6 protein-coding genes and 1 pseudogene are annotated in these 12,361 nt (G+C 41.5%); 4 read left to right on the top strand and 3 right to left on the bottom strand.

The annotated features are described in order from the left end of the window. Together ETF27_RS11460 and ETF27_RS05670 are read right to left on the bottom strand one after the other, a co-directional pair. A pseudogene (locus tag ETF27_RS11460) lies at positions 1 to 129 on the bottom strand (IS256 family transposase); the annotation flags it as partial. Between the two features lie 345 nt (positions 130 to 474). After that, positions 475 to 1,758, bottom strand: coding sequence for a DUF3078 domain-containing protein (locus ETF27_RS05670; RefSeq protein WP_376744098.1), 1,284 nt, complete (start codon positions 1,756 to 1,758; stop codon positions 475 to 477). A 282-nt stretch (positions 1,759 to 2,040) separates the two neighbouring features. Between ETF27_RS05670 and ETF27_RS05665 the strand changes: the two genes are divergently transcribed. The 4 genes from ETF27_RS05665 to ETF27_RS05650 all read left to right on the top strand — a co-directional run bounded on the left by ETF27_RS05665 (position 2,041) and on the right by ETF27_RS05650 (position 9,435). Then, on the top strand, positions 2,041 to 3,654 hold the full coding sequence (locus ETF27_RS05665; protein ID WP_130828604.1) for a CTP synthase: 1,614 nt from the start codon (positions 2,041 to 2,043) through the stop codon (positions 3,652 to 3,654). Further along, positions 3,647 to 5,566: a membrane protein insertase YidC gene (yidC, locus tag ETF27_RS05660; RefSeq protein ID WP_130828603.1), complete on the top strand. Its 1,920-nt coding sequence runs from the start codon at positions 3,647 to 3,649 to the stop codon at positions 5,564 to 5,566. The genes ETF27_RS05665 and yidC overlap by 8 nt, the downstream gene beginning before the upstream one ends. A 5-nt stretch (positions 5,567 to 5,571) precedes the next feature. Then, complete coding sequence (locus ETF27_RS05655; protein WP_130828602.1) at positions 5,572 to 7,737, top strand: S9 family peptidase; 2,166 nt, start codon at positions 5,572 to 5,574, stop codon at positions 7,735 to 7,737. Positions 7,738 to 7,815: 78 nt separating this feature from the next. Then, on the top strand, positions 7,816 to 9,435 hold the full coding sequence (locus ETF27_RS05650) for an MFS transporter (RefSeq protein ID WP_130828601.1): 1,620 nt from the start codon (positions 7,816 to 7,818) through the stop codon (positions 9,433 to 9,435). Positions 9,436 to 10,146: 711 nt separating this feature from the next. Here ETF27_RS05650 and ETF27_RS05645 read toward each other — a convergent pair. Further along, on the bottom strand, positions 10,147 to 12,189 hold the full coding sequence (locus ETF27_RS05645; protein WP_240048135.1) for a DUF5686 family protein: 2,043 nt from the start codon (positions 12,187 to 12,189) through the stop codon (positions 10,147 to 10,149). Between the last annotated feature and the right edge of the window lie 172 nt (positions 12,190 to 12,361).

Below are 12,361 nucleotides of genomic sequence, written 5' to 3'. Positions count from 1 at the left end.
GCTGACGAACAACTCTCGTTCATGATACATCAGGGAGTTCATGATTAATGACTGAAGGGTAACAAAACCCTCGCTGCTGCTTGTGTAATTCGAAATAATTTCCGAAATTTGCGAATGTGTAAGTTTCATTTTTTCCTTTTTTATAGTTTTCAAATACAAAGATAAGAAAAAAGGAGCTTACACACTTTTATAGGACAGTACCGAGCAAAAGCTAAGCTTTGGACAAATGAATGAAGAAAATTTAGGACATTACTGCCACAAAGGAACAAAAAAACAACTGAGATTGCCGGTTTTTCAGAAGCCCTTTATCCTGAGATTGCGTACTTGTGGGTGAGGAAAAATTCTGTTTTCAGAGAGCTTCCACTGTAATGCTTCGTAGTTATAAAAACGGAATAAAATAGTTTCTAATGACCGCTTTGGTTACAAACGAGCGAATTGTAAATATTCATTATTACTTCTTTTCCTTGTCTCTTTTTAAAAGCTGTAGAGAAACCCTAACGATGCAAATTCTTTCAATTGCCAATAGCCGTGCTTCTCATCGCGGACGACACCATCATCAAATCTTGGATAGATGAAGATTTGAGCACTAATATACTTATTAAACTTGAACGTAAACGTATTCTCCCACTCCAACTCAGAACGTTCATAGCTGGTATAGCCGTATAATCGGGTCTTCCAACTCAACATTTCCATCAACTGCCAGCGCAAATCTAACGTAAATTCCGATCCAAAATCATGCTTTATATGCCTACCTTCTTCAAGTCCCAATCGCATTGCCAATCGTTTTAGGCGGGTATATTTCATGTTGTAGGCTATCGGGGCAAGATGGATGTTCCCCTTTAGTTTATGTTTCAACCAATCCACACTATAATCCATACCTAAGGACAAGTTAAGATTGAAAGGAGCAAGGAAATCAGCATAAAGAGAGGGGTCGTTAGAACGATAGGAATGGGTGAACTGTGAATAGGCTATCAGTTGAGTGGCATAATACCACCGCTTATTGGCTTGTACGCCAAATTTGGATGTTACTCGGAACAAGTCCTCTGTCGTTTTGAAATTATGCAGAGAATCGGATTTACTACTTTGCAATCCGAACTTCAATTCCAAGCGATTATCCCATTTTATCTTTTGTTTGTTGTTGAAATTTGCTTCCATCAATACAGAAGTCAACGCGGAATAATTACTTTCTCCACCTTGATACCAATTACCGGAAATGTAATTCTGCAAAATCTGCAAAGAGTAATCTCCCTTGTAAGTCCAAAAGTTGGGCTTCAATACCATAACCTTTACGGGCGCAGAGGTAGCTTCGACTGGTAACGGTGCTTCCTTTTCTACAATCTCCACATCGTGTCGGATGGGCTTTTCAACATCTACCAAGGTGGCACGCTGGTTATGCAACTCACGATCAGTGGTACGTACCAAAAAGGGAGATTTCATATAAATCTCCAATAAATACTTGTCGCTTTCCGGTTCGGAATTTGGATAGAGAGAAAATAAATTATCAATCACCTCTCTATAATAAGTGGTGGGTAAAAATATTCTCGCCTGCTCCGTTGCACTCATTTTATATTCCTCAGATATGGAAGCAGATGATTCGAACAACTTCTGTCTCAGTATGAGAAGAGAATCCGTATAGGCTGCCAGCATAGAGGTATCTTTCTTTACCAAGTTCTCATGAACAGAAAAGCCTGTCATTTGCGCATGGGAATTTATAGTGAGATAAGTAAGTAGAAATATCAAAAAGAATTTACGCATCATGCAACCTGAATTATTTTGCGTACAAACTTACACAAAAAAAGTCATAAACAGATGATTGTCGTCATAAAATATGTTTTCATCACAAAAACAAGGCAATCGTAATGCACCCATGAGGACAAACAGGTTAGGCTTTTAGGAGAAACCGGAGTGGTTGCCATATTTTAATACTTTTAGATAGAAAAAACAGGCTATCATAGGTACTTATTCATAGTTTTTTACTAACTTTGCAAACTATTAAGGTGTAAAAAACAACCCAGTACAAATTAAAATATATTTATAATCGTGGCTGAAACAAAATATATCTTCGTTACCGGTGGTGTGGTATCTTCTCTCGGTAAAGGTATCATCTCATCTTCAATAGGAAAACTTCTTCAAGCAAGAGGTTATAATATCACTATCCAAAAGTTTGACCCATATATCAATATCGACCCGGGGACATTAAATCCCTACGAGCATGGTGAATGTTATGTAACCGCAGATGGCATGGAAACCGACCTTGATCTCGGACACTACGAAAGATTTACAGGCATACAAACCACGAAATCGAACTCCATGACTACAGGTCGCATCTACAAAAGCGTTATTGACAAAGAGCGTCGCGGAGACTATTTGGGTAAAACCATTCAAGTGGTACCCCATATCACGGATGAAATAAAAAGGAATATTAAGCTGTTAGGGAAGAAATACCATTACGATTTTGTCATTACTGAAATCGGAGGAACCATCGGCGATATAGAGTCGGCTCCATTCCTCGAGGCCATCCGCCAACTGAAATGGGAATTGGGGAAAAATGCTATCAATATTCACCTTACATATATCCCCTATTTACAGGCTGCCGGAGAACTGAAAACAAAACCAACTCAGCACAGTGTAAAGGAACTGCAAAGTGTGGGCATTCAACCGGACATATTGGTTCTCAGAACTGACAAGCACTTGGATATTGACATCCGCAAGAAAGTAGCGGCATTTTGTAACGTTGATTTAGACAGTGTCGTGCAGAGCGAAAACCTGCCAAGTATCTATGAAGTACCCGTAAATATGCAAAATCAAGGGCTCGACGCTGCCATACTTCGCAAATGTGGCGAGGAAGTAAAACCGGCTCCGGAGTTAGGACCATGGAAATCGTTCCTTGAACGCCAACGTAAAGCAACAGAAAAAGTAACCATAGGCTTGGTTGGAAAATACGATTTGCAGGATGCGTACAAGAGCATTCGGGAAAGTCTGCTTCAGGCAGGAGTGTATAATGACCACAAGACCGTTATCAAATTTGTCAATTCGGAAAATCTCACAGAGAAGAATGTAGCCGAACAGCTTAAAGGACTTGACGGTGTGGTGATATGTCCGGGATTTGGACAGAGAGGAATAGAAGGCAAGGTGATTGCCGCTCATTATACGAGAACCAACGACATTCCTACTTTCGGTATTTGTTTGGGAATGCAGATGATGGTAATAGAATTTGCTCGCAACGTTTTGGGATATAAGAATGCCAATTCACGTGAAATGGATGAGAAGACCCAATACAACGTAATTGACATCATGGAGGAACAAAAAAACATCACCAACATGGGGGGGACCATGCGCTTGGGAGCATACGAGTGCGCCTTGAAACAAAATTCAAAAACACTCAACATCTATAAACAAGAGTTCATACAAGAACGACACAGACACAGATACGAATTCAACAACGAATACGAAAAGGAATACGAAAAGAACGGTATGATGTGCGTGGGAAGAAACCCGGAATGCGAACTAATCGAAATCGTTGAAATACCATCACTGAAATGGTACATTGGAACACAATTCCACCCGGAATATCAATCAACCGTATTAAAGCCACATCCGCTTTTCCTCAATTTCATTAAGACAGCAATAGAAAACAAGAAAAACAATGGATAAAAACACTATCATTGGGTTTGTACTGATAGCTTTAGTACTTTTTGGCTTCGCATGGTGGCAGCAACCCTCTACCGAAGAACTCGAACAACAACGAATTGAACTGAAAAAGGACTCTATCGCAAACGCGAAAAAAGCACAGAAAGCCAAGAAACTCGCAACACAAAAAGCAAACAAGCAAGTAGAAACAGCTGAAGACTCCACAGGCTTGTTTCATACTGCCTTAAAAGGGTTAGCTCAAGAAATTACCTTGAGAAATAATAAGGTAGAACTGACATTCAACACTAAAGGGGGTATCGTAAAGAAAGCCGTAATAAAGAATTATGTCGGGCATAATCTGTCGGTTAAAGACGGTTCGAAAGACGTCAATGACGTTACTCTATTTAGTGGAGATGACCAAAACCTGAACTTCATGTTGCCTACAAAAGAAGACAACATAGAGACACAAAATTTATATTTTCTCCCCTCTAACGTCTCTGATTCCACACTTACACTGACCGCTGCCGATGGAAAAGGAAAAACGATTACGCTCAATTATAAACTTGAAAAGGATTACTTACTGAAACTTGATGTCCGAACTTCGGGAATGGCAGGTCTGTTCAAGCCAGGTGAAAATCAACTTCTCGTTGAATGGAACGACAAATGTAGGCAGCAGGAACGCGGATTTACATTTGAAAATCGCTATGCCACACTGACTTACAAGAAGAAAGAAGGAAGCACCGACTACTTGAGCGAAACTGCAGAGAAAGAAGAAACAGCAGAAGAAGCGCTCGACTGGGTGGCTTTCAAAAATCAATTCTTCTCAGCGGTAATCATGTCAAAGGATGGGTTTGCAAAAGGTGCAAAACTGAAGAGCATCCCTCAAGAAAAAGGTTCGCAATATTTAAAACAATATCATGCGAATATGGCTACCGCCTTTGATCCTACAGGGAATAAAACATCAGAGTTCAAACTTTATTTCGGTCCAAATGATTTCCGTTTGTTAAATAACATCGGCACAGAAAGAACCTTTGGGAAAGATATGGATATGCAACGTCTTGTATATCTTGGCTGGCCATTGTTCCGAATTATCAACCGATGGTTCACCATTTATGTATTCGATTGGCTAAGCAAAGTATTCCCAATGGGAATCGTCCTCATCCTGATAACTTTACTATTGAAAGTTATTACCTACCCAATGGTGAAAAAGAGCTACATGAGTTCGGCAAAAATGCGCGTGCTCAAGCCGAAACTCGATGAAGCAACAAAACAATACAACAAGCCTGAAGATCAAATGCAAAAGCAACAGGCGATGATGCAAATGTATTCGGAATACGGAGTCAGTCCACTATCGGGCTGCTTGCCCATGTTAATCCAAATGCCTATCTGGATTGCTATGTTCAACTTCGTACCAAACGCCATTGAACTTCGTGGCGAAAGTTTCTTGTGGATGAACGACTTAAGTACATACGACCCCATCATCAGTTGGAAGCATAATGTATGGATGATAGGCGACCATATATCACTGACGTGTATCCTATTCTGTTCGGCAAACATCCTGTATTCATGGTTCACGATGCAACAGCAAAAAGACCAAATGGTAGGACAACAAGCTGACCAAATGAAGGTAATGCAATGGATGATGTATCTCATGCCTCTCTTCTTCTTCTTCATGTTCAATGATTACTCTTCGGGGCTGAATTTCTATTACTTCGTTTCCTTATTTTTCTCTGCCGCAATCATGTGGACGTTGAGAAGAACAACAGACGACGAGAAGCTTTTGCAACTCTTGGAAGCTCGCAGGAAAGAAAACAAGAAGAATCCGAAGAAACAAAGTGGACTTGCCGCACGTATGCAGGCTTTGCAGGAAATGCAAAAGAAGCAACAGGAAGAGTTGAAAAGAAAACAAAACGAACTAAACCGAAAAAAAAGATAATAACTATGAACAAAAGCATTTCAATTGCAATCGCGGCAACATTACTTATGAACAGCGGAATTGCAAATGCCCAAGAAGTGAACATTGGGAAAAACAACATCACGCTTAGTGGTGATGTAATGACCCCGGAAACATTGTGGGCAATGGGTAGAATTGGTACAGCTCAAGCTTCTCCGGACGGAAGTAAGATAGTTTATCAAGTGGGTTACTACAGTGTAAAAGAAAACAAAGGACATCAAGTTATTTGCGTGATGGACGCAGATGGAAAGAATGTTCGCCAACTCACAACTTCTGCAAAGAGCGAGAGCAGTCCTACATGGTTGGACAATTCGACCATCGCCTATCTCCTTGATGGTCAGGTATGGACAATGGACAGCAATGGAACCAACAAGAAACAGCTTTCCAATTCCAAGACTGAGATTGAAGGCTTTCTCTTCTCTCCCGACAGACAAAAAGTGATACTCATAAAGAGTTTACCTTATTATGGTACCATCAAGAAAAACCCCACTGACTTACCAAAGGCCTCCGGAATGGTCATTACAGACATGAACTATCGCCATTGGGATCATTATGTGGAAACTATCGCACATCCTTTCTTGGCAACTATCTCCACAGTGGGTATCAGCGAAGGCACGGACATTTTGGAAGGCGAACCTTATGAGAGTCCATTGGCTCCTTTCGGTGGCATCGAACAAATAGATTGGAGCAAGGATTCAAAGTCCATAGCATACACATGCCGCAAGAAAGAGGGAGTTCAATATGCCATCTCAACCGATGCAGACATCTATCTCTACAATATTGACACGAAGAAGACTGTAAACCTTTGCAAACCGGAAGGATACGTCTCACCACAAGTAGATGCTACAAAGAGCTTGAGAAATCAATCCGTTAATCATCAAAGCGGAGACATGAATGTTGGTTACGATGTTAATCCCAAGTTCTCACCCGATGGAAAACACATCGCATGGCAGAGTATGAAAAACGATGGCTATGAGAGTGATAGAAACCGACTTTGCGTTTATGAATTGGCAACCGGCAAGAAGACTTACGTTACTGAAGCATTCGACTCTAACGTAGATGACTATGTATGGGCTCCGAACTCTAAAGAACTGTATTTCATTGGTTGTTGGCACGCGACCATTAATGCTTACCGTACCAACTTAAAAGGAGAGGTAAAGCAGCTTACCGATGGAAAACACAACTATGTTTCCATTTCTCTTCTTGGTAATTCAGGAAAGAAACTACTCGGACTGCGCCAAAGCATGTCGCAAGCTAACGAAATCTTTGCCATTACACCGGCAAAGAAAGAGAAAGCAAGCCAACAAACACAACTCAGTTTTGAAAACAAACACATCTATGATCAGCTTGCTTTGGGCAATGTTACCGACCGTTGGGTAAAAACTACCGATGGAAAAGACATGCAAGTATGGATTATCACTCCACCGCACTTTGATCCTTCTAAGAAATATCCCACATTATTATATTGTGAAGGAGGTCCACAGAGTCCGGTATCACAATTTTGGAGCTATCGTTGGAACTTCCAAATCATGGCAGCTCATGGCTATGTCATCGTTGCCCCCAACCGTCGTGGGCTTCCCGGCTACGGCAGTGAGTGGAACGAAGAAATTAGTCGAGATTGGACCGGTCAGTGTATGAAAGACTATCTCTCTGCCATTGATGATGCGGCAACCAACCTTCCCTTTGTTGATAAAGAAAGATTGGGCGCGGTAGGTGCTTCTTTTGGAGGGTTCTCCGTATACTATTTGGCCGGACATCACAACAAACGTTTCAAGTGTTTCATTTCTCACGATGGTGCTTTCAATCTTCAGGCAATGTACACCGAGACAGAAGAGGCATGGTTTAGCAATTGGGAATATGATGATGCTTATTGGAACACTGACCAGACGGAAGCCGCTAAGAAAACTTATGCCAACAGTCCGCACTTGAATATTGACAAATGGGACACCCCTATTCTTTGCATTCATGGAGAAAAGGATTACAGAATCAACGCCACACAAGGCATGAGCGCGTTCAACGCAGCCAGAATGAAAGGCATTCCGGCAGAACTGCTACTCTTCCCCGATGAAAATCACTGGGTATTAAAACCACAAAATGGTATTCTTTGGCAACGCACATTCTTCAACTGGCTGGATCGCTGGCTAAAAAAATAATAGTAGATAAGCATTGAGGCTTCAGCCTCAATGCTTATCATCAAAAATTTGAAAACATTTAATTTACCTAACTTCATTATGACTGAACAAATCAAAACATTAAGAGATTCGGCAGCAATGCGTTGGACAGCTCTTCTGCTCCTTTCCTTCGCTATGTTTTGCGCCTACATCTTCGTTGACATTCTCTCCCCCATCAAAGACCTGATGCTCGAACAGAGAGGATGGGATTCTACGGCATTTGGCACCATGCAGGGTTCCGAAACCTTCCTCAACGTATGGATTTTCTTCCTCATTTTTGCCGGTATCATCCTTGATAAAATGGGAGTTCGCTTCACCGCCGTGTTGTCCGGATGCGTGATGCTTACCGGAGCTTTAATCAAGTATTATGCCATTAGCGAGACATTCATCGGTTCCGGAATAGCAAACTGGTTCACGGAAAATCTCAACTACATCCCGGGCTTCGATGAAATGGGTGTATCACCATTCTACGCCGGAATGCCTGCATCTGCTAAAGTGGCTGCCATTGGTTTCATGATTTTCGGTTGTGGAACCGAGATGGCAGGTATCATGGTTTCGCGTGGTATCGTAAAATGGTTCAAAGGACGCGAAATGGCATTGGCAATGGGTTCCGAAATGGCTTTTGCACGTTTGGGAGTTGCCACTTGCATGATTTTCTCGCCTTTCTTTGCCAAGTTTGGTGGACACATCGACGTATCGCGCTCAGTAGCATTTGGCGTGGTGCTCATCTGCATTGCCCTGATGATGTTTGTGGTTTACTTCTTCATGGATAAGAAGCTCGATTCTCAGACCGGTGAAGCGGAAGAGAAGGATGACCCATTCAAGATCAGCGACCTCGGACAAATTCTCACCAGTATGGGTTTCTGGTTGGTAGCCTTACTCTGCGTGCTCTATTATTCCGCTATTTTCCCATTCCAGAAATACGCGGTAAACATGCTTCAGTGCAATCTTACGTTCAAAGACATTCCTGCTGACTCGTTTTGGGCTTCTCCCAGTGTTACTTTCACTCAATATTTCATCATGCTGATAGTAGCCGGAACAGCTTTCGGCTTCAACTTCATGAAGAAGAAGAGCTTAAAGTACACGCTGATGGTCATCTCCGTGATATCCCTCATAGCTTATTGCTACATGGGATATATGCGCCAGTCCGCCGAATCCATCTTTGCCGTATTCCCACTCTTGGCAGTAGGCATCACTCCAATCCTTGGCAACTACGTTGACCATAAGGGCAAGGCAGCTTCCATGCTCATCTTGGGTTCCATCCTTTTGATCGCCTGCCACCTCACCTTTGCTTTTGTACTTCCAATATTCAAGTCAAGTCAGGTAGGTGGAGTCGTAGTGGCTTATCTCACTATCCTTGTATTGGGAGCATCCTTCTCGTTAGTGCCCGCATCCTTGTGGCCAAGTGTCCCCAAACTGGTCGATGCAAAAATCATCGGTTCTGCTTATGCCCTGATTTTTTGGATACAGAACATCGGACTATGGCTCTTCCCAATGATTATTGGCAAGGTGCTTGACGCGACGAATGTAGGTATCAAAGACCCAACGAAATACGATTATACCTATCCGTTGCTGATGCTGGCAGGCTTGGGTGTCGTAGCCTTGTTCATCGGACTGATACTTAAGATTGTGGATAAGAAGAAACATCTCGGACTTGAAGAGCCGAACATTGCCGCATAAAAAAAGAATAAGACATAAGTTCGCTGACAGTTAGTTTAGTCTGTGAACAGACACTTCATAAGAGGAAATGCAGGAAGCGTTTCCTCTTTTTTATTGTAGGTAGGTGATATTAAGTATTACCCCGATTAAACCCAAATCGATCATTAGGATTTCCCGGCATTGTATGGCTGTGAGAAATCCTTTATCTTTTCCAATGGTGTCCTGAATGATTTTGTGGAAGCCCCATGCAAGGTTGCATCAAATCATGAGACTTAGTGTGTATTGTTCCAATGTCGGATAGCACCAATCTTCTCATGTCGTCATTCGTATTCAGGTGATGGCAAACAAACGCTTGATAGTGAACATTCGACCCGACCATCACCACGAAATTATATTACAAAAACAGAGATAGAGATACGCTTCGTAAACTATTGATAATCAAGATGATATTAATCGCGATTTAAAAGCTTAGCTTTTGCACTCCAATTCATGACCTTTTGCATTGCAAAAGCTTACCTTTTACGGAGCAAAAGCTAAGTTTTGGATAGATGAATGAAGAAAATTTAGGACGTTATTGAACTTTTCTCATATAAGATGAGAAGGATTTTCGCGTTTTCAATGACTTGGTTAAATATAGAGTATGCTTGGTTTTTGTTAAGTCGTTTGTGCATAGAGAGTGTGGTTATCAACATATATCATTTAGTCATTATTCAGGGGGTGAAGAACCACTTTCTACCAATTTTCGAAGAGTTCCAAACCAAGTTTTATGCCGAAGCCTTCGAAATGTTTTGGAGAGAAGCCCGTAAAAATTCCCATCGAAAATACGCGAGTGGTAAAACCATAGCCTATTTCTGTGTAAGGCGATAGCTTTTGTATGCCCAAACTACTGGCATACAGACGTTCTTTTTCAATGATTCTACCGAAGTAGGGCATCCACGTGAGTAGAAGCAATGGACTTTCGTAGGTTAAGTTGAAGCGCATGTAAAAGTCGGAAGCGTTGTACCAGTTAGGATTCAACAATTCGAACTCTCCCGACCAATCGTCATACCATCCGTGAGGAATGTAATTTTCTTTAAAATTGGAATAGTCGAGGAATTGTGTTTCTCCGCGTTTATCAAGATAGAAGCCCAATCCTCCACGTAGCGATAAGGAGCGCAGGCAGGGGAGGTGATGAATATATTGGCCGTCGAACTCCATTTTGTCGTAACGAAAGTTGCCTCCAAATATTTTCATGGCGTGTTCGTATTGAGAAGTAAAGACAAGGGGATAATCGTTGGTCAGCGGATACCATGAAACGGAAATGAATGGTGCGAACGATTTGTAGTTTGAAGTTCTTCCGGCTCGTTTAAATCCTTCTTTATCAACTGCCGAGCGTCGATGGATAATAAACCCCGACTTCATTCCCAAACGTTTGTTTATGATATCGTAGTTGAATGCCACCTTTGATTTTAAGTCCTTGAAATAGTCAAGGTTCATGGCATCCCAATTGATGGAATCGATGTTATCCACCTGTTTCACTTCATCTAACACTCTCGAATCCACTATCCTGTTGCCATTGGAAAACTCAAGTTCCACATAACCATTTCTTCGTTTATTGAAATTGTATCTTGAGGTGAATGTATAGAACAGTTTGCTTTCCCTAAAGGCATATCCCAATTTTACGCGACCGGAGAAATTGCTGTTGTTCGTCAGGTCATAACCACCCCTGAGGTCGAATTTATAGGTCAAGCCCTTTCTGTGATTATATCCCAAATACAAGGGATTCAAAAGTGGATTAATTCTAATCTTTCCTCTTTTGTCCACCGTACTTACATGAATTTTATGGAGCATGTTCTCGCCAAGGATGTTCCATAAGAAATATTTTATCCCTTTTCTCTTTTTCTTTGTTTTCGCAAGAGTATTCTTACTTTTGCTATTAATAGAATCGTATTCTGCCATTGTGGCAAGTTCCGTCATATTCAGTTTTATGGGACGCAAGCTGTTCATCAACTCTCTGTCTTCCGAGTTTTGTATTGTATCCGGCAAGGTAACCGGCAAATTGTAGTATGCATCGAAGGTGGCATGTAGGTGATTGCCGAAACTCTTGATGGATGAGAAGATGTGGCAGTTCGATGGATATAAGGTTTGGATGCCCTTTTCTCCCATCTTTCCTGAAACGGAGAAACGCACCATGTCGTATTCTCCCTCAAATTGAAAACTGATGATCCGACCCGTTATGCGGTTCACATTCAGCAATCCGTTTCTCAGCAATTGCGTGTTCTGAAGTTTGCTCTTAAAAGTAATGATGGCAAGACTGTCATTTATCATTTCTGTCTTGTAGCGGTAATATTTCCGGTTGGAGTTTCTGACGGGAGAGAGGATTCCATTCTTGAAAAGCTGGGTCTGATAAAGTTGCGGACTCAAATATTCCACAACATTGTTGAGTGTCTTGTGTCTGTGATAAATTGTGCTTATCAAGATGTTTTGAATAGTTTTTACGTTTTTCCTGTCATGAAATATCTGTTTGCTGTAACTTTCAAAGAAGAATTCTCTTTTCCCATCTCGCAACAGATAAAACATAGTGGGTATGGCGGCGAGCGTAAAGTTTCGACGTAGTATTTTTATATGCCCCTTCAAGTAGGTATTGCTCACAAGAGAGTCAGGGAAATCGCTAAGATAAGGTTCGGCATAATTCATCACCCGGCGCAACAACTGTCGATCGTAATCCCTCGCTCCCGCCGTCTGTACCGCGAAGAGAATCACTATCAGCATGAACGTAACCCGCTTGAGCTGCATGTTTTGTGAAAACCCTTTATTCATTTAGCAAACAAAAATACAAAATATTTTTTATTGATAGCGGTTTTTATGGGAAATGTAACAATAATTGCCCTTTGTTTTAGGTTTAGTAAAAAAAAGTTATATAGTTTGTGTGTGCGGTTGGAAAAACGTATCTTTGCAAGTGTAGCAT

Source organism: Prevotella brunnea (genome assembly GCF_008016795.1).
GTDB classification, from domain to species: Bacteria; Bacteroidota; Bacteroidia; order Bacteroidales; family Bacteroidaceae; genus Prevotella; species Prevotella brunnea.
The sequence above is the reverse complement of the archived record's forward strand: the minus strand, read 5'-3'. Positions and strand labels throughout refer to the sequence as shown.